At 69.7% G+C, this 19,025-nt stretch carries 17 protein-coding genes and 1 pseudogene; 8 read left to right on the top strand and 10 right to left on the bottom strand.

Going from position 1 to position 19,025, the window contains the following annotated elements:
• Window positions 1-25: 25 nt before the first annotated feature.
• Window positions 26-2,422, bottom strand: a complete 2,397-nt coding sequence (locus JNW89_RS01150; RefSeq protein WP_238447278.1) for a PEP/pyruvate-binding domain-containing protein — start codon at window positions 2,420-2,422, stop codon at window positions 26-28.
• A 343-nt stretch (window positions 2,423-2,765) separates the two neighbouring features.
• Here JNW89_RS01150 and JNW89_RS01145 point away from each other — a divergent pair, with 343 nt between their 5' ends.
• From JNW89_RS01145 to JNW89_RS01130, 4 genes are all read left to right on the top strand, one after another.
• A complete protein-coding gene (locus JNW89_RS01145) occupies window positions 2,766-3,695 on the top strand; it encodes a hypothetical protein (RefSeq protein WP_238447263.1) in 930 nt (309 codons plus the stop codon).
• Window positions 3,696-3,964: 269 nt separating this feature from the next.
• On the top strand, window positions 3,965-4,951 hold the full coding sequence (locus JNW89_RS01140; protein WP_238447262.1) for a hypothetical protein: 987 nt from the start codon (window positions 3,965-3,967) through the stop codon (window positions 4,949-4,951).
• Between the two features lie 932 nt (window positions 4,952-5,883).
• Window positions 5,884-6,552, top strand: a complete 669-nt coding sequence (locus tag JNW89_RS01135) for a hypothetical protein (protein ID WP_238447261.1) — start codon at window positions 5,884-5,886, stop codon at window positions 6,550-6,552.
• Window positions 6,438-7,616 (top strand): hypothetical protein, encoded by a 1,179-nt coding sequence (locus JNW89_RS01130; RefSeq protein WP_238447260.1) that lies wholly within the window; start codon window positions 6,438-6,440, stop codon window positions 7,614-7,616. Before JNW89_RS01135 ends, JNW89_RS01130 begins: the two co-directional genes overlap by 115 nt.
• Before the next feature lie 211 nt (window positions 7,617-7,827).
• Here JNW89_RS01130 and JNW89_RS01125 read toward each other — a convergent pair whose 3' ends face one another.
• The 6 genes from JNW89_RS01125 to JNW89_RS01100 all read right to left on the bottom strand — a co-directional run bounded on the left by JNW89_RS01125 (window position 7,828) and on the right by JNW89_RS01100 (window position 11,644).
• Window positions 7,828-8,067 (bottom strand): hypothetical protein, encoded by a 240-nt coding sequence (locus JNW89_RS01125; protein WP_238447259.1) that lies wholly within the window; start codon window positions 8,065-8,067, stop codon window positions 7,828-7,830.
• 220 nt (window positions 8,068-8,287) lie between these two features.
• Window positions 8,288-8,578: a hypothetical protein gene (locus JNW89_RS01120; protein WP_238447258.1), complete on the bottom strand. Its 291-nt coding sequence runs from the start codon at window positions 8,576-8,578 to the stop codon at window positions 8,288-8,290.
• A gap of 546 nt (window positions 8,579-9,124) precedes the next feature.
• Window positions 9,125-9,916 (bottom strand): hypothetical protein, encoded by a 792-nt coding sequence (locus tag JNW89_RS01115; RefSeq protein WP_238447257.1) that lies wholly within the window; start codon window positions 9,914-9,916, stop codon window positions 9,125-9,127.
• A 264-nt stretch (window positions 9,917-10,180) separates the two neighbouring features.
• Entirely contained in the window at window positions 10,181-10,516 is a 336-nt protein-coding gene (locus JNW89_RS01110) for a PadR family transcriptional regulator (protein ID WP_238447256.1), read from the bottom strand.
• 583 nt (window positions 10,517-11,099) lie between these two features.
• On the bottom strand, window positions 11,100-11,390 hold the full coding sequence (locus tag JNW89_RS01105) for a 2'-5' RNA ligase family protein (protein WP_238447255.1): 291 nt from the start codon (window positions 11,388-11,390) through the stop codon (window positions 11,100-11,102).
• Window positions 11,390-11,644 (bottom strand): hypothetical protein, encoded by a 255-nt coding sequence (locus tag JNW89_RS01100; RefSeq protein WP_238447254.1) that lies wholly within the window; start codon window positions 11,642-11,644, stop codon window positions 11,390-11,392. Before JNW89_RS01100 ends, JNW89_RS01105 begins: the two co-directional genes overlap by 1 nt.
• 63 nt (window positions 11,645-11,707) lie before the next feature.
• Between JNW89_RS01100 and JNW89_RS01095 the strand changes: the two genes are divergently transcribed.
• The 4 genes from JNW89_RS01095 (at window position 11,708) to JNW89_RS01080 (ending at window position 15,623) form a co-directional block, all read left to right on the top strand.
• Window positions 11,708-11,995 carry a tyrosine-type recombinase/integrase gene (locus JNW89_RS01095; RefSeq protein ID WP_238447253.1) on the top strand — a complete coding sequence of 96 codons (288 nt, stop codon included), beginning with the start codon at window positions 11,708-11,710 and terminating at the stop codon, window positions 11,993-11,995.
• A 692-nt stretch (window positions 11,996-12,687) separates the two neighbouring features.
• Window positions 12,688-13,899, top strand: a complete 1,212-nt coding sequence (locus tag JNW89_RS01090) for a hypothetical protein (protein ID WP_238447252.1) — start codon at window positions 12,688-12,690, stop codon at window positions 13,897-13,899.
• Window positions 13,896-14,453, top strand: a complete 558-nt coding sequence (locus tag JNW89_RS01085; protein WP_238447251.1) for a hemerythrin domain-containing protein — start codon at window positions 13,896-13,898, stop codon at window positions 14,451-14,453. Before JNW89_RS01090 ends, JNW89_RS01085 begins: the two co-directional genes overlap by 4 nt.
• 981 nt (window positions 14,454-15,434) lie before the next feature.
• Window positions 15,435-15,623, top strand: coding sequence for a hypothetical protein (locus JNW89_RS01080; protein ID WP_238447250.1), 189 nt, complete (start codon window positions 15,435-15,437; stop codon window positions 15,621-15,623).
• A 110-nt stretch (window positions 15,624-15,733) separates the two neighbouring features.
• Here JNW89_RS01080 and JNW89_RS01075 read toward each other — a convergent pair whose 3' ends face one another.
• The 3 genes and pseudogenes from JNW89_RS01075 to JNW89_RS01070 form a co-directional block, all read right to left on the bottom strand.
• Window positions 15,734-17,137, bottom strand: a complete 1,404-nt coding sequence (locus JNW89_RS01075; protein WP_238447249.1) for a hypothetical protein — start codon at window positions 17,135-17,137, stop codon at window positions 15,734-15,736.
• A 106-nt stretch (window positions 17,138-17,243) separates the two neighbouring features.
• Window positions 17,244-17,846 (bottom strand): annotated as a pseudogene (locus JNW89_RS38445) (alpha/beta fold hydrolase); the annotation flags it as partial.
• Window positions 17,847-17,890: 44 nt separating this feature from the next.
• Window positions 17,891-18,865, bottom strand: a complete 975-nt coding sequence (locus tag JNW89_RS01070; RefSeq protein WP_238447248.1) for an SDR family oxidoreductase — start codon at window positions 18,863-18,865, stop codon at window positions 17,891-17,893.
• Window positions 18,866-19,025: the final 160 nt, after the last annotated feature.

Genomic DNA, 19,025 nt, shown 5'->3' with positions numbered 1-19,025 from the left:
GTCAGGCGGTCAGGCGGTCAGGCGGTCAGTGGACGGTGACGGTCCCGGCGCCGCCGTCCACGGTGAGGAGCTGACCGGTGGAGATCGTCCGCGTGGCGTCGGGCACGCAGATGACGGCGGGGATGCCGTACTCCCGGGCCACGGTGGGGCCGTGCGCCATGATCGCGCCGGTCTCGGTGATCAGCGCCGCGGCGGTGAGGAACAGCGGGGTCCAGCCGGGGTCGGTGGTCGCGGCGACCAGGATCTCGCCGGGCTCGATGTGGGCGGTGGCCGGGTCATGGACGACCCGGGCGGGGCCGGTCACCCGTCCCGCCGACGCACAAACGCCGGTCAGGCTGCCGTCGAGAGCGGGCGCCGCCGGCAGTACGGTCTCGACGTCGGTGCCGTCGGAGAGCAGCGCCACCGGCACGGTCCGGCGGCGCAACTCCCTGCGGTGTACCGCCCTGCGGGAGGCGACCGTCGCCCGGTGATCGAGGCTCCGGTGCACCGCGGCGTGCACCTCGTCGAGAGTCAGGAACATGATGTCGTCGGGCTGCTCCAGCAGCCCGGCGCCATGCAGGTCGGCGCCGATGAGCAGCAGTTGCCGGCGCGTCTCCCGCAGCGGGTACAGCCCGGCGAACTTCCCGGCCTCGCGCAGGCCGGCCAACGAGCGGGCCCGGCGCAGCAGGAACCCGGCGATCGTGCCGCGTACCGGCCGCTGGCGGCGGGTCCGCCTGACCAGTTCCTCGAGGGCGGCCTCGGCCGCGGCGGCGGCCCGTTGGAAGCGCTGGTCGGGCCCCTGCTCCGGATCGGTGATCCGCAGGTAGTTGGCGATCGCCGCGAAGACCGGCGCCGGATCCTCCGCCCAGCGCGGTACGCCGAGGTCGACCTCGGCGACGCCGCGATGACCGTAGGCGTCCAGGAAGCCGTCCATCCCGACGTCGGGCAGCGTCCCGCGCAGATACCGCGCGGCCAGCTCGTCCGGCGGGGTGTCGAGGAGAAGCAGACGGTGCTCGCCCGCGCCCTGAGCGAGCCGCCAGAGCGCGAGATTCATCTCGATGGTGACGTTGTGCGGCATTCCGCCCAGCACGGTGTGGATCTCAGCTGGGCTCGCGATGCCCTTGAGCAGCGAAGCCGGCAACGCGGCGGCGAGCATGCCGGTGACGATCGGCCACATGATCGCGTCGGCGCTGTCCTCGGAGTCCCGCGCCTGCAGGAAGCGGAGCCGGTCGGCGGCGGTCCGCAGGTCGGCGGGGGCCGTCGACCGTACTTTGACCTCCTCGATCGCCTGGAACATTCGGATCCGCGCCGCGTCGGGACGGGCCAGCGCGCGCAGGATCCCCACCACCGCGCGGCCGGCCGTCCGCAGGGACGCCGCCGGCGCGCCGCGCTCGGTGCTGCCCTTGGTCGGCGCGAACCGCGGATCCGCCAGGACGTGCTGCATCACCGTCTGTGCCCGCGGACCGAAGTCGACCGCCATGAGCTTGACGAGCCGCTTGCGGGATGACCTGCTCCGGGCCAGCTCGGTCAGGTCACCGTAGAGGCGACCGCCGATGTCGACGATTTCGACCCGGACGCCGAGCGAGGCGAGCATCGCCGCGATCTGTGACCGCAGGGTCGACATGCCCATCGGGGTGACCGGTTGCAGCATCCCCTGGACGTGGCCGAACTCCAGGTAGACCCGGGGTAAGGGCTTCCCGGTGTCGGGAGGGAGCGGGAACAGGCTGGTGATCGGCCGCGATTGCAGCAACCACAGCACGCCGTCTCCGTCGAACGCCCACTCCACGTCCTGCGGGCAGCCAAAGTGACCCTGCAGCCGCTCACCCGTTGCCCGCAGCTCCGCCAGGTGCGCGGACGTCAGACATCCGGCGTCGGCTCGGGTCACATCGTCGAGGACGTAGTGGTCTACCGTCGCCGCCCCGTCCACCACCGTCGTGCCGAGACCCGGCGCGGCGTCGACCGCCATCTCGTCGCGCCGGCCGGTCAGCGGGTTCGCGGTGAACAACACCCCCGCCACCGACGGGGCGACCATCCGCTGCACGACGACAGCCATCCACACCGTTCGATGATCGATCTGGCGGGCGTCGCGGTAGGCGGTCGCGCGGACGGTGTGCAGCGATTCCCAGCACTTCCTGATCGCAGCGATCAACTCGGCGGTGCCCGTGACGTTCAGGACGGTGTCCTGCTGCCCGGCGAAACTCGCCTCCGGCAGGTCCTCCGCGGTGGCGCTGGAGCGCACCGCCACCGGGCCCGCACCGAGCCGCTCGTACGCGGCGACGATCTCCGCCTGCGGAATGACACCCAGCCGGTGAGCCTCGGCGGTGACGCAGAACCCCTCGGGGACCCGCCCGCCCCGCTGGATCAACTCGCCCAGCCCGGCCGCCTTGCCGCCGACCAGGTCGACCATGTCGGCGGTCGCCTCGGACAACGCGATCACGTGCATGTCGACCTTCTCTCTATGCAATGCATCTGCATTGCGTCCGACGGTACCCGGTTGACGATGCGACTGCAATGTCACCGCGAGGGGAGAGCCGTGGCCGCCCGGGGATTGGCGGAGGCAGCACAGGCGGTCCGGGCTGCCGCACGACTGACCGTCGCCTCGGCGTCTGGGTCAGGCTGGGCGGTGACATCGATTCCGCGGTGTGTCGGAGGACGTGCGGACGGTCACTGCGGGACAATCACAGGCCTTGGGGTGAAGCAAGGCATTCCATCGGAGGTGCCTGTTGTTGCGGTGTCCAGGCCGGCTGGCTCGGTGGACGCTGCGCGGCGCTCTCATGATCGGTGGCGTGGTCGGTCTCTGGGGCTTTCACGAGGCGGTTGCCGACGGCGCCGCTCGGGCCGCCGGGCCTACTGCATCCTGCACCGTCGGCAACCTGCTCAGCGCCGACGGAACCTTCTTGGCCGACTCCCTGGGGTGTGAGCCCTTCTCGCTCACCCCTGCGATGGAAGGTGCGTCAGGCCGCGTCGGCGGTTCGGCAACGGTCGCACCCCGGGGCCAACTCGGGGGCCCGGACGTACCGGTGCGAATGCCGAGGGGTGAGCGGTCGGCGGGTGCGCAGACCGCGGTAGGCCAGGTGGTGGACCCGACGGCGGCCGCCGACTCCGAAACGGTCGTCGAGAAGGTCACCTCGGCGACGCGTCCGGTCGTGGGCCTGGCGTCCCCCGTTGTGGAGGAGGTCGCCGGGTCAGGCCTGCTGGAACCGGTCAGCGCCGTCGTCCGGCCAGTGACCGAGCCGATCGTTGACGTTCTACCGCCCGCTCTGGCCCCGGTGCTCGGCCTGACCCAGGCGATCATCGGCTCACCCGCCGCGCCGTCGACGCCTCCCGCCGTCGACGCGCCGCCTTCGACGGATGAGGCACCGGCGGTCGCACCGCCCACCGCGATCGTCCGCCCGCTTCCACCGATAGCGGCGGTCTACCCGGTAGCCCCGCCAGCGGCGCGGACGTCGGTGACAGCAAGCCTTGACCCACGGTCACCGAAGGCGGCCGGGACGAGTCAGGTGCAGTCGGCAGACAACCCGGTCCACGCCCTCGGGTTGACTCGCGGCGCTCCCGCCAGCGCCGCCGGCCAGGGCTCCGCTGCCGGCGGAACAGGAATCCCGGCTGACGCTTCGCTGCCCTCATGGGCCCCTGCCGTGCAGCTTGTCGGCGGTTACGTCGCTGCAAGCGAGAAGCTCGCGGGCCGCTCTGGCCAACCGGACACCAGGCCCGCCTGAGCAACTCCGGCCATCCTCCCGCCAGCGGGACAGCCGCGACGACCACTCGGCGCACACCGACGCCGTCATCGCCGCTGCCACCTGTGGTCCGGTCCCGACCTACCCGGCCCTGCGGAACCGCTTCTGCCCGTACCGTTCCTGGTTTCATCGGCACGGTCCGTGAAGAAGAAGCGGCTCTCTGCTGGCGGGCGACATGACGTCCCAGAACTTCGCACAGCCCGGCGACTACGCCATCGCTGACCAGCCGCATCTGCTACCGGAGAACGCCAGTGATCAACAACCTGCCCGTCTGCCGTGCCCATTGGCAGGACATCCCCCACATCGTCGATCTCGTCGTCGGCCCGTTCGTCAACAGCGCGATCGGCGCATGGCTCGTACCCGACGAACACCGCCGGCGGGACATCCTCAGCGCCGTTGTCCGCGTCTGGACCGAACACGCTCTGCTGTTCGGCGAGGCATACCTCTTGCGGGATCATTCCGCCGCCGCCGTGTGGCTGCACCGGTACGGTCCCCTCTCACCGCCGACCGCGTACGGCGAGCGGCTCGCGGTCGCCTGCGGCGAGTACGTGGACCGCTTCCTGCACCTCGACGACGTCCTGCACACGCACCGACCGGACGGCCCGCACAACCACCTGGCGTTCTTCACCGTCACAGAAGAGCCGTACCGGGTCAGGCGGGCCAGCACCCTGCTCGCCACCAGCAACGCTCGAATGGGCCAGGCCCTGCTCCCCACCTACACGGAGGTGACAACCCTCGCCGACCGAGACCTGTACGCCCGGCACGGCTACGTCCCCCTCGAACCGTTCACCCTCCCCGGCGGCACTACCACCTACCCCATGTGGCGCACCCCAGGGCAGCGCCGAGCCCGCCACCGTTCATCCACCCCACCCGCGCAACCGGACCAGCCCACCCTGAACGACCTTCCGATCCGGCTCATCCTCGACACAGCCGCCATCCTTGCGTTCACCGAGGGCTCGACCGCCGTGCACGAAGCCATCGCCAAGGTCGCCGACGAGGGCGGCCTCTTCGGGCTACCCGTGATGTGCCTGGCCGAGGCGGCCCGCTCGTTCGCCGACACCGACCGACTCGATCTGCTGGCCAACCATCCGGCCGCCGCGGTGCTGACCGTTGACCCGCTCCAGTGGAAAACCCTCGCCGCCACCCATCGCGCGGTCGGCCGACTGGACACTGCGGGCGCTCTTTTCGCGGCAGCGGGCAACCACTGCAGGGTTCTGGCCGATCAGCCCGGGCAGTAGCGGACCGACCGGCAGGCGAACCGTCAGCCCGACGAGGGGCAGGGGCACGTCGGTTCGCCCGACGGCGGCTGCGGTCAGCTACATCCAGCCGCCACCAGCCTGTAACGGCAGCCAGCCAACAGGCGCTGGCCAGAAGGGACGGTTACGGCGGGCTGGCCGTCCGTTCAGCCGGGCGGTGGGGCCGGCCTCTTACCTCCCCGCTGTCCCGCCCGGTCCCCCTACCGACCCGCAACAGTGACCCTTGACGCTGCGGAGGCGCCTTGATCGTCGAATCGACCACCCACACACCGCCGCCACGCTGGCCAGTCAACAACAGCCAGCGAGCACGTGTCTCCCGGGATCGGCCGGCCCGTCCGGCCAAGCAGATACCGCAGCAGACGCGCGATTGGTGGCCGTACGTCATGCTCGGTAGCACCACGGTGCTGATCGGATGCCTTGCCACGATCGTGGTCGTCCTGGCTCGATAGCAAGCCCTGGCTCGACGCGCCACCACGCTGTACCGGCCGCGCCGTCGATGGCCCCACCGCCACCTGCACGGGTGTTTCGTATGGTCCGTCTGTCGGGCACCCGCGGATCGTGCCGGCCGTACCCGGGCGCGCTTCAAGCCGGCATCCCGCGATCCCGGAGCGGGCGCGACGACGCCAGGCCCGGACGAGCGGCACCCACCTCGATGGCGACCGCGAGGCCGGGTGCGAGGGATGTCGGGCGGGTGAGCACCGATGACGGCGGTGCGGCGTGGGAGGGGCGACCCGATGCACCCGGCGTGGTAGCTGGAATCTCCGCTTCGGCCGGCAGCCTTGTAGCATGCGGCGGACGACGGGCGGCAGCCGGAGCGGGGCTCTGGTACCTACGACTCGGCGGGCGGCACTGCCCGGTCGGGCGGCCGCGGCGCGGTCAGGCCGGGGCCGGAGTGAGAGAGGAACCTGCTCAGCGTGTTCCAGGAACCGGAGCGGACCCGGATGACCGGCGGAAACGAAATCGGCAGGGCGCAAGGCGCCACAGGCCGGGCGCAAGGCACCGACCCGCGGGAGGCGTGGGACGCGGACCTGGCCAGGGCGGTGCGGCAGGTCGCCGTGCTGCGCACCGGGTTCTACGTTGTGGTGCTGCTGATCGCGCTCGGCGGCCAGGTGTCCGGGGCGATGGAACGGCTCGGCATGCCGTGGTACGTGGCCCTTCCCGCCGTTGGAGCGCTGGAGCTGGGCGGCGTCGTGGTGCTGGCGAACGCCGACGTACGCCGTCGACTAGGCGAACCGGCGATCCTGTCCCGCGTGCTGTCGGCCGGCATCGCCACCGCCGCGGTCGCCTTCAACTGGCTGGCTCACAGCAACCACCTCGAAGGCGGTTTCTACGCAGGCATGTCCCTGCTCGGTTATCTGGCGTGGCTGATGAACACCGAGAACCAGCGGCGGGACCGGCTGCGCGCCAGGCAGCAGCTGCCACCCACGACGCCGGCGTACGAACCGGTCGGGCACTGGTTGCGACACCCGTGGCTGACTCGCCGTGCCCGCTCGCTGGCCAAGGCGACCCCGACCTCGGGCTGTACGGCTCGCTCGACGCCGCCCGCGCGCAGATTCGCGCCGAGCGGCGGCAGGCGGCGCTAAGCAAGGTGCTGCACCGCAAGATCCGCCGAGCACTGGACGCCACCACTGCGGACATCGCCGTGGCCGTGTATGACCTCGACGAGATCGCCCGGCGGCTGGCCGAGCACGCGGACTACGACGGGCTCACCGCGCTGATCGCCGCCGATCTGGCACCTGCACGCGTGCTGGCCGGGAACCTGCCGGCGGGCGGCCGCCGCCGGCGGTGGCGTCGGGCCGGTCAACCCGACCCCGTCGCACTGGCCTCGGCCGCGCGGCTGCTCGCTGACACCCCGGAGCGGCTGCTCGCCCCCGCTCCCAAGCCGATCACGGTCGCCGCCCCGGCGGCGGACGCGGCCCCCGAAGCCCCTGCGGCGGACGCGGCCTCCGACGGCTCGACGCGGCCAGGGCCGGCCGGGGACGCCGTTCAGCAGGCGAACGCTACCGAACAGGCGGGAGACGGTGCCGAGCGCCCGGGACCGGACCGGTCCCGGGCGGCGATGCCGGACCCGGGCGGCCAGCAGTTGGAGCGGTCCGAAAGCACGGGGCAACTCACCTCGACCACGGATCAGTCCGACCCGCCCCCCGCCTCCGGCTGGGCGGCGCTGCACGCGGAAATCGCCCCGCTCCTGCCGGCAGCCGCACCGCGCCGAACGCCGCGAAGCACATCAGACCGGTTGGCCACCAGCCGGGCGGAGGCATCGTCGACCAAGAAGGCAGCGGGCTCCGCCGCGGATCCGGTCGACACCCCGCCGCCGGCAACGACCCGCAGCACGGCACCGATGGCGCGAGCCGCGACGGGACGGGCACGTGTGGCCCGAGTCGCCGACCCGGCGGGCGAGCCGATCGCGGCAGCCACGCGAGAGCTACCACTGGTGGCCGGGCGGGACCTGCCGGACCTGGTAAACACCGCAGCGAGCCGTACCGCACCACCCGCCGCGGCCCCCGACGCCGCCGAAGGGCCCACCGAGCAACGATCAGCGCCGCGACCTCGGCAGCGCCGGCGGGACGACGCGAACCCGCGACCGAGCTCGGAGACCGACCGGCGTCGGTCGAACACCCAGTCGGCCGAGGCCGGCCGGCCCTGATCGAAAAAAAGCCCCCGACTCGCCGCTGTGGCTGGTCGGGGGCTTTTCCTGGCTTGTACGCCCGAAGGGACTCGAACCCCTAACCTTCTGATCCGTAGCCTCGGCGAGGCTGTGCGGAACGTCCGACCCCGGTGTCCGTGGCTGGCCCTGCTGCTGCGGGTGCCTCTATCCGTGCTTCGTGGTCCGAAGCTGTTGCTGTCACCGGTTGCTGTCAACCGTCGCGCCGGTCCCGGCAACCGCAGCGGTTCATGGAGCCGGGGTACGAGTCCAGTCGCCCATCGACCCGCTGCACCAGAAGGTGGCCGTCTTCGATCCAGATTGTCTCGCCGGTATCTACGAGGACCGGTTGGTCCAGTACGAAGTGGCGCCAGCGATCAATCAGCGTCAGGCGGTTGGCCTGTTCGCGCGATGCCGGCGGTTCCCGCCTAGCCGTGGTCATGCTCGACAGCATCGGGCAAGCGGCCGACGAGCTGCAACACTGTGGCTCCAACCGGGATCGCAGCGACCTACGCATTATGAGATCACGTGCCCGCCCCGTCGACCTGCCCACGTGGGGCTTCTAGCAGCGAAAAGGCCTCTCGACATCTCACAGCACTCCCCCGCCGTCCACTGACCTCTTGCGGACTAGATGCGGACCGCTCGCCTAGGAGGTCCAGACGCCCGCAGCTTCCTCATCGGCTCGACGGCATCGGCTCGCCGGACAGGACTCCGTGAACGAGAACGATCAAGAACATGACGCTGGCCGCAGCGAAGATCGCGCCAATTGCCCTTTCCAGCAGTACGAAACGCGCCAGGCGCTCGTCGTACTGGGCATCCGGAAGCCAGCGCCACGGCGGAACTCGCCGTAGCACGCTCGCGGTGGCCATCGACCGGCGCATGTGCCACTCGGTCACGCCTCGAAAGTTTGTCGCTAGGGCGGCACCGATGAGGCCCATGGTCAGAATCATCATGACAGCGGCCACGAATCGCCATGTCTCCATCTGACCCCCTTCACGCGGGCCACCGATCATATGTGCTCTCGTCCTGCAAAAGATCAAGGCTGCTGTTAGCTGGTATGGGCAAGGCCCTGCTCCTGCGTTTCAAGCCCATCTCCGCCGTGAGTCCGCCCGCCTCGTGCAGGACCAGTGCGCCGCCGCCGGGCTGCCGGCGATCCGGCTGCACGACCTCCGGCACGGCTGCGTCTCGGGCCCTGGGCGTGCCGCCCCGGACCGTCATGGACATCGTGGGGCACAGCACGCTGGAGATGACCATGACTGTCTACGGACATGAGCCTGGACGACAAGCGGGCGGCGCTGGATCAGCTGGGCGGCCTGCTCGATGACGGGACTCCGGAATGACGTTGCTGCCACCGGTTGCTGTCAGGGCCGGTCGCAAGCGACCGGCCCTGTGCGTTTCGCCTGTTTACCGCCAGGTGATCTGCGACACCTCCGCGCGCTGATCGCGGCATGACAGTGCGTTCCGGTGTGGGGTTGGATCGATCGGTGCGGGTCGGTGCGCCGGGGTGGGTCCTACTCGGTCGGTGTGGTGGGCCATTGGGCGTCGGCGGGGATCGGTGGAAGTCGGCGCAGTGCTTGGATGGCTCGTCGGGCGAGCGGTAGGGCCATCGTCAGGACGGCGATGACTTCCGTTGCTGCGATTGTGACGAGCGTGGTGCGTTGTGCCTGGTCGATGTAGTCAGGCAGGGTGACGATTCGTAGGGCGAGGGTGGTCGCGGCGAGCAGGGTGAGCGCCAGTGACCACGGCAGCGTGCGAGTTGGCTGCCCGGGTGCCCGCCGGGCCAGGTGGACCGCGATGGCGGCGGCGACCATGGCGCAGGCCAGGCCAGGCCAGTCCAGCAGCCTCGGTGCCTGGCTGGTGGCCTGGATGGCGAACAGCGGCAGGGGAACGAGCAGGATGCCGATCGGTATCGCGAGGAGCCAGGGGCGGCGCGGCACCGGTGGGGCGTCGCGGTGAAACACCGCCATGGCGAGTACCAGGACGACGTCGGTGAGCCGCAGCGCCCAGGGCGTCACGGATAGCGGTACGTCAGTGGCGGCCTGCTCCACGGCGGTGGTGACGGCGGGGGGCACGATGGCGAGCAGGCCGACGGCCTGGGCCACGCGGCGGTGTCCGAGGACGAGCGCGATGTAGGCCGGCAGCCAGGCGTAGCCGGCCAGGTTCCACGCGGTGTGCCACATACTCCCCGACGGCGTGAGCGCCCATGCGGGTGCGGGCGCCGGCAACCAGGCGATCTTCCCGGACAGCCACAGTGTGACGGCGACGCTGGCGGTGACCATGACGGCGTGGGTCAGCATCGCCATCAGGGTCGCCAGTCGCACGGCTTGTCCCCAGGCGTAGGAACGGGGTGGCGCGTCGGGCCCCGAGACGCAACCGGACAGCCAGGGACACGATGCTGGCGACCTCCGCCAGGCTCGGCCGGCCGTAGTCTGCGGCGTACGCGGCGGTTTCCGGGTCGTCGGTGTCCATGCTGTCCAGGAAGGCGGCGACCATGTCGTCTTCCCATTGCTGCCGATAGGCGGCGGGCAGCAGCCGCAGCACGAGGCGGTAGCGCTCTTCGAGCCGGCTCATGACGGCGCCGGCCCCGTGATCGGGCTCCGCTGGCTACGTAACCGGGTCGAGGCGAGACGCGCATTCGCGGCCAGCCGTTGCGCCTCCGCGGCGAGGGCGTCGCGGCCCCGCTCGGTCAATCGGTAGTACCGGCGTAACCGCCCTTGCCACGCCTCCTCACGGTCCAGCTCGACCAAGCCGTCGCCGACGAGCCGGTCCAAAGCCCCGTACAGGGAGCCGATCTTCAGCTGCACCCGCCCTCGCGACAGCTCTGCCACGTCCGCGACGATCCCGTAGCCGTGGCGTGGAGCGTCGACAAGCGCGGTGAGGATGAAGAAGGCCGGTTCCGTCATGACCCTAGAACTCATCCACCGAATATAGTGGATGACAAGATATGGTGCGAGCTGAGACCTCGATGGCCGGCACGGTTCATCAGGCGTCTCACACCCGCCGAGTCGACGAGACAAAGGAGGCATCATGGGCGACGGTGACGCAGCAGACGCCGCAGACCTGGGCGGGCCTGACTTCGCTCCTGCGATACCCACGGTGGAGAGCAGTGTCGTCGGCGCCCCACCCACCAACCAGGCCATCGTCCTCGGCCCCGGATACAGCGGTCACGTCGTCCTACTCCGAACCCCGCAGCGTGTTCAGGCCCTGCCGGTCGCCGCAAGCAGCGACCCCGGCGGCGAAGCGCGCCCGCTCCCGTGGCCGGTACGGCGCGGGGAGGACTCGCCGGTATCGCACCACGATCATGCGTAGCCGCGCACCGGACAACGAGCAAGCAGCCGCATCTCGGCAGATCCGCACGTCCCGAGGCGCACTGATGGGCCCCTAGCTTCATCGCGCTGTCGCGCATCACATGGGGAAGATGCGTCGCGCATCAGTTGTCGGATCACATTCGCGCTGCCCCGGAGGGGCGACGAACACCGCCAGTAGCTAGCCGAGCGGCATTCGGGCGACGACTTGCCACTCATACATGCGCCGGTCTCGGTGCATCTCGATCAGGTCGACGTGGGTAATCGTGACGACGGCAGGCTCAGGCGCGATGGACCGCACGGCCTCAATGTATGGCTCGGCCGGGCCAATGGCGGTTAGGTAGGCGACGCTCACGTGGGGCCGGTACCGACTGGGGTCCTCCGGGACCTGGTCCTCACCGACGACGCGACCGATGGCGGTCCGCGTAGCGGCTCGTAGTCGCTGGACAGGTTCAGCAGGTATCGCGGGCATTACGACAGCTTCGTCAGCAACGACGATCTCGCCGAACTCGACGCCGACCGCGGGCAGTCCCGTGCGAGTTGTTCGCCTGCTTCCTCGATGATTGCGGCCAGCCTTGCGCCGCTGGTCTCATCCGTGAAGCCGATGCCTTGCATGGTGAGGTGTAGCCACTGATCGGGGATGAGCGTCGCGGGGGGAGCTGCGGTCAGCGCCGACCGGTACGAGTCGGCCAGGCGGTACAGCTCAGGTTGGTCCTCAAACGTCACGTGAAACGCGTAGAAGCGGCGGCCGACACGCCACCCGGGCCGCCACCACCAGTGGTCACGGACATGGTCGGCGTACTGTTCACCACGAAGATCGGCACTCCCATCGAGCCCCGCAACATCAATCGGCACTTCGACCAGTTATGCGAGCGGGCGGGGGTCCGGCGTATTCGGGTGCATGACCTGCGCCATTCGTGCGCGACGCTGCTTTACGACCAGGGCGTGCCGCTCGAACGGATTCAGGACGTGCTTGGGCACAGCTCGCCCACCGTCACCAAGTCGATCTATCTAGAGGCGACCCGCCGGGTGCAGCAGGACTCGGTCGACCGGCTCGGCTTCCTCTTCGACGCGTAGGCGTAGGGGTCAGCCGTGGGGGTCAGAAAGATCAAGGGCCGGTCTCCCGTGATGGGAAACCGGCCCTTGACCTGCTGTGCGCCCGAAGGGACTCGAACCCCTAACCTTCTGATCCGTAGTCGGAATCGGGCAAGATATTTCGATCCTGAACATAAACTCCTAAAACGCACTCGTTCAGCGGCCCTCCGTCCAGACGGAGGGCCCTTCGTTTCCGCTGGTCCGCCCGGTGCGCTCGATAAGCCAGCGCCGTCAGTGGCTCGCAGAGCTGCTGCAATGCTGGAACAGCTGCGCCCGTGCTGATGAGGTGTTGAACGTCCGAGCACCATCGGAGCACCACACGCTCAACTGGCGGGAGCGTCAGGTCAGCGAGATCTTCCTCATCGTGGGTCGGGTGGCCGCGTTCCGTTGGATGCTGGCCGACCCCGAGTACCAGGAGGTGAACCGGCTGGGCGGGGCGGCGCTGCGGCTCCTCGCCACGGCTTGCCGCAGAGAGGTGCGGTTCGTCTTACAGTCCCGCTGCCGGGCGCTGTGGTCCAGGAGGGTGGGGGCTCCCGGTCCTCTGCGGCCAGATCGCCTTGGTGCCCCGCATGCCGCCCGCCGAAGCCTTTCAATTGGCCGGCTTTCGATATGAGGCAGGGGGCATAGCGGTAGAATTCCGGCATTGCGCTCCGGTCCGGCTGAGGAGATTCAGGATGACATTCAACCCCCTGACCGAACGTGGCGTCCCACTGGATCGGCAGATTCGGAACTGGCGGGAGCTGGACGTGGTGCCGCTGGACCCGCAGGAGACCGACCCGTACACCCGCTGTCGGGTGATCACGATGAACGGCATCGAGGTCGAGGCGGTGATGTTCAGCCACCAGTTCGCCCGGCACTGCACCGACCCTGAGGTACGCCGGCAGCTGGCCTACATCCGGTATCTCGAACAGCAGCAGCAACGGGTGGTGAACTGGCTGCTGCCCGGGATGTCCAGCGCGCTGGAGACGACCATCGCGTACGAGCAGGTCGCTGTCGACCTGACCGCCTGGGTGGCCCGAATGGAACCCGACCCGTACCTGAAGCAGGCGTACGAGTTCGGGGTGTTGGAGGACTTCGACCACCTCTACCGGTACGCGAACCTGTTCGAGATAGTCGAGCACCGCCGGGCGGAGAAGGTGGTCGACGGGCTCACGGAGGTGATGCCCGGCCGGCCGACGAAGGTGGAGCACCGGCACCCGTACGACAACGTCCGGGACCCGTACGACCGCAACACGGTGAATCCCCTGTCCAAGCTGCACGCCCTGACGATCATGTCCGCCGAACAGCAGACCATGAACTTCTACATGAACGTCGGCCCCCAGTACATGGAACCGATCGCCCGGCAGTTGTACCAGGAGATCGGCCTCATCGAAGAGGAACACGTCACCCACTACGAATCGCTGGTCGACCCGGGCGAAACCTGGTGGGAACGGCTGGTCAACCACGAGTACAACGAGGTCTACCTCTACCACTCGTTCATGGAGCAGGAGCCGGACCCCAAGGTGCGGGCCATCTGGGAACTGCACCTCAACATGGAGCTGGAGCAGCTGCGGGTCGCCTGCGACCTGATGCGCCGCCACGATGGGCGCGAGCCCGAAGAGGTGGTCGCCCGTGAGCTGCCCAAGCCGCTGATGTTCGAACCGAACAAGGAGTTCCTGCGTCACCTCCTGGCGACCCAGATGGACCTCACCACGTTGGGTGCCGGCTACGTGCGCGACGCGCACGAGCGGTTCGAGAAGATGCAGGAACAGATCCACGGCGGCGAACAGCCACCGTCGGAGCGGGTGATCGACATGCACCGGGAGAAGTTCGGCGAGGAGTACCGGATCGAAACCGAGGGTCCGCACCCGGTCGAGGCCCTGCGGCAGGACGGAGGCAGGCGGTGACCCGAACCGACGACGACGTCATCGACGTGCTGCTGGCCCAGCACGCACGCATCGAGGAACTGTTCCGCACCGTGCTGTCCACTACCGGCGACGAGAAGCGGAAGGCATTCGACGACCTCGTGCGGCTGCTCGCGGTGCACGAGACCGCCGAGGAGGAGATTGTGCATCCCTACGCTCGGCGAGCCATCGAGGCCGGCGGGCCGGTGGTCGACGACCGGCTCGCCGAGGAGCACCGGGCCAAGGAACATCTCGCCGACCTCTACGAGCGCGGGCTGGACGCGCCGGACTTCCGGCAGCGGTTGCTCGCGCTACGCGACGAGGTCATCGCACACGCCACCCGCGAGGAACGCTACGAGTTCACCTACCTGCGCTCCTCGGTGGACGCCGACCGGTTGCAGGCCATGGCCGCAGCGGTACGCGCCGCCGAGGCCATGGCGCCTACCCGGCCGCACCCCGGAGCCGAGTCGCCCACCGCCAACCTGCTCCTCGGGCCGCCGCTTGCCGTATACGACCGCGTCCGCGACATCGTCCGAGACAGGGTCACATACAGCTGAACACAACGCCCACGTGCCAGATGCGCCGAGGATCAGCAGTCAACAGATGACGACCGGTAGAACCAGATTCGTTGGAGCCCTGCTACCCGGGAACGACCTCGTGGCGCTACGCCCGCACGCACGCTCCGGCACTCAGAACCACCTCAACCCGACCGCCGTCGTCGACCGCCTTGCCAACGGAGTGAACCTGCTTGCTCGACTGGCTCATGCCGAGCCTGTTACCCGTACCGCAAACCGATGCGCCCCGCCCGGACCCGGCGGGGCGCATCAACCGTGTCAGCGGGCATGTGGGCGGCATCGCCATGGTGCCACCGGCCAGCCTTGGCCCTCTTGGCTTCAACAACGTGATCACTGGGCTGACTACGAAGGCCCAGAGGACGGCAACACCGGCAAGAAGTCCCAACCGTCTGGATCGCTGACGCCACCGGTCACCTGGCCAATACGACCACCATTGCGGCGAGCCTCCGACCAGCCGGATGATCCCGCCGAACACGACGTACGGCCACCAGTCGCGGGAGTCCTGCCGTTGCTGCGGGAGAGGCTGAGTCGGCTGGTTCCACGCCGCAGGTACCGCCACCACATGACGGCAGTCGGGCCCTAGCGGTGGTGGGGTGCGGGGTGTCGACTCAGCCATCATGGGACGCCCTCCGACGTGGTGCGCTGCTCGGCTTCAGCTTGGACCGGGCGGGACTGCGGTGGACGGCACACACCGGTCGGCGGAGCCGCGCTTGAGGCTTCGACCGCCGCCTCATCGTTTGCGACCGGTCCTGCCGGGTTTCCCCGAGGGCCAGCGGCGGGAACCCGCGGTGGTGCTGGGTGAGCGAGAACCGGGGGTGGCGATGTGGTCGCGGGTGGGGTCGGCGCATGCTCGTGGGTAGCGCAACCTCCATGATCGTGGGGCCGTGGGCGGCCGACTGGAACCGCCGTCACACCTTCGGGCCCGGTTACGGGCCGCACGCGCGGTAGCACGGCACGGCGGAGGTGGTCAGTGGAAGCTGGCTGGGGCTGCTGATGCTGTGGCTGCTGGCCCGCCGTCCCCGGCCCGAGCAACGACTTGCGATCACGGTCGCGGCGCTGCTGCCACTGCTGCGGTACGGCCCGTTCAACCTCACGCTCGCTGTGCCGCGAACATCCCCTTCGAGGAGGGCGCCCGCCCTATCCGGCTATTAGGACTGCCGGCTTCCTTGATGACTTAGGACGTCGTTGTCGGGCTGGCCCTTGTGGGCTTCTGGCTGGAGCGGTATGCGGGTCGACCTGGGGCTGACGTCACCGGAGTCGAGTTAGATCCATTCGACTGGGTATGTCCCGTCTGTGCTGGTGAGGAACTGGTCGATGTCGTCGGCGCGTAGCGGTGGGGGTAGCGGGTGACGCGGGGGGAGCGCCTGGTAGGCGGGCTGGTAGCGGAGGGTGCTTCCGGCATCGACCGGATACGCCTGCTCGTCGACGCCGATGAGGCCGCCGCTGATGTGGGCCCGCGAGTCGGCGAGGTCGCGCCACTGCTTGGTGGGTACCACCCCGGGTGAGCACAGGCCTTGGGAGAAAAGGTTGATGTGGATGTGGTCGTATGGTGCGGCGCCGTCGAGGTAGCGGCGCAGATCCTCGTACGAGGGTGTCATGTTGAACCTCAGCCAGAAAGGCACGGCTCCGTGCCGTAACACCCACAGTGGATCCCACTGCACGTACGACTCGGCGAGCAGCCGGTTGCCGGGCAGGCCGCGTCGGTGGTACCACCACCGGTACAGGTCGGCGACGAACGGGCTGAGCTGCTGGGGTTCCGCTGTGACCAGCCGGCGCAGCCGGTAGCCGTACCGCTTGGCGAGGTGTTCGACGTCGGGGCGCAGTGCCGGGTCGAAGCCCCACTCGGCTTCGGGCCGGCGGGTGTCCGGTTGCGGCGGCTGCCACCGCCGGTGCGGTGAGCCCTGGCGGGCGAGGTATTCGGCGATCCGCTCGCGGCCGTTGAAGTATTCCTCTTCGGGAACGCCGCCGAGTGCGCCGAACTGGAAGTAGGTGCGGTCGGCCACCTGGGTGGTGCGCCAGTCACGACTGCATTCGAGGAGGATGATGGTGCCGCCGGGGATGAGCCGCTCGGCGAGGAAGCGCTCGTATGTCGGGCCGAGCCGTAGACGCTTGAGCCGCAGGTAGGCCATCCGCTCGAGCATCGGCCGGTCCTGGGCCGGGTCGTGCATGTGGTAGACGGCGAGGTCCGGATTGTCCCGGGCGACCCGGGCGGCCAGCGGCGCGATGGCGCGCATCGCGCCGGTCGGGTCATCGGGATGGCTGGTGCGGTCGCGCAGGGCGACGAGCACCGTCTGCGGCAGGTACGGCGCGCCCAACGCGGCAGCCAGGTGCAGGCCGCCTCCGCTGGCCGCGCCGATCACCACCGCCGGATAGGGTCCGTCCGGGTACTGCCGTGTCGCCCAGTATGCGAGGTCCTCGGCCCGGACCTGGCCGACACGGTCCAGTGGGATGCCCTGCAAGGCGCCCATCTCGATGAACATCCGCCGCCGCAGCGGGGCGGGCAGCGCGGACAGCGCGTCGGCGAGCCGGGCGGAGCCGGGGCCCACGGACATGCCGCGGTGGTCCTTGCCCCGCAGGAACCGGCCGAGGGCGCGGACCATGTTCACCGACGAGTCGAAGTCGGTGACCAGGCGCGCCACGCGGGCCCGTTTGTGGTCGATCCTCACGACGACGCCTCCGTCTCCTCGAGGAGCAACCGGGTGATCCGTGCCAGCTCGTCGGGGGCCGAGTAGTTGAGAGTGTGGCCGGCGCCGGGTACTTCGGCGAGACGGCGTCGGGCAGTGCGGCGACGACCTCCTCGGCCCACGGCCTCGACACGATCGGGTCGCGGGAGCCCCGCACGACCACGGCCGGCGTACGCACGTGGCGCAGCTTGCGTTCGATACGGTCACCGAGCAGGTAGTTGAAGGTCGCCCGCAACCGACGCGGCCCGCAGTCCAGGTAGTCGCGGGCGATGACGAGGCTCAGAGTCGGGCGTTCCAGCCGGCTGTTGGCAAATGTTCGCAGGAGCTGGCGTAGCGGTGAGCGAGTGTGCCGGTCCACCGTCGGCCCGTTGAGCACGACCGGACCGAGCAACTGCGGGGCGTGCACGGCGAGGTCAACGATGACCTGACATCCGCTGGAGTTGCCCACCAGCAGTGCGCCGCCGCGTCCCGTCGCCCGTAACCAGTCGGCCAGTGCCAGGGACAGCCCCCGGACGTCCAGCGCCTCGCGTGGGCCGGGCGTGCGGCCGAAGCCGGGCAGGTCGGGGGCAGCCACCCGCGCCGCGGGCGCCAGGCGCCGCGCGAAGGGCAGGAAGTAGCGGTGGGAGCACCCGAGGCCGTGCACGCACACCACGTCGGGTGCGCCCGGCGGGCCGAGGACGGCGGCATGCATCCGCGTACCCGCCGCCGCAGTGAACTGGGACCGCCCCCAGCCGCTCATCTCAGTAGCCGGCGACCCGCGGCCGTGGTCACGGCCAGTAGTACTGCCGCTGCGGTCCCGGCCAGGCGCAGCGCTGCCCGCGGGCTGCGATCCCAGCCCCCATGCGCCGACCCCGACCCCCCGGCCGGCTGATACAGATTCCCGACGCTGGCGGGTGCGGGCCGCTCCCGCGACAGGTGCGTCCGGTCGACCTGGACGGCCATGAGCTTCTCGACCAGCCCGGGCGTCAGCCGGGACTGCATCACCAGTGCGCGACCGGCCGAGCCAACGACCACCTCCCGCCGGGGCAGCCGCACCAGGTTCACGATCGCCCGCGCGACCCGCTCCGGCGGGTAGACCGGCGGCATCGCCCGCACAGCCCGACCTGTGTAGTTCGCCGCCTGCTGGAACAGCGGAGTGTCGATCGTCGCCGGCAGCACGGTACACACCTCGACCCCGCGTACGCCTTCCACCTGCAACTCCTGCCGAAGGCTGGCGCTCAGCGCCCGGATCGCGAACTTCGCCATGGTGTAGGCGTGCGTGTACGGCTGGGACACCACGCCGACAATCGACGACACGTTGACCAACACGCCGCTGCCCTGCTCCCGCATCACCGGCAGCGCGGCCCGCGCCCCATGCACGTAGCCCATCACATTGACGTCAAGAACCCGCCGGAAGTCCTCCAACGGTACGTCCTGAAACGGGCCGAACACGCTCACCGCGGCGTCGTTGACCCACACATCGATACGCCCGTACCGCTCCAGCGTCCGCCGCGCGAGTTCATCGACCGCGGCGGCGTCGCTGACATCTGTCGGCACCGCCATCGCCTGCCCACCACCGGCCACACACTCCTGTACCACCTGCTCCAGCGCGTCACCCCGGCGAGCGGCCAACGCCAGAGCGCAGCCCCGACCGGCAAACGCCCGAGCGGTCGCCCGCCCGATGCCACTGGACGCCCCGGTGATCACAACAACCAGATCCCTGGCCCGCATGTCCGGCGGTTACCCCACACCAAGGGCGTTAAGCCGCCACCCGCCGATCAACGCGACCCTGAGCCGAAAATTCGTGTTGGCCTTTCGGCTGTTACGAGATCAACCGGAGTACTTCCCAGGGGTGGACCACCTACCGGAGGACTTCCGTGCACCCGTGGCG

The sequence above is a fragment of the Micromonospora sp. 4G55 genome (assembly GCF_016803375.1).
The sequence above is the reverse complement of the archived record's forward strand: the minus strand, read 5'-3'. Positions and strand labels throughout refer to the sequence as shown.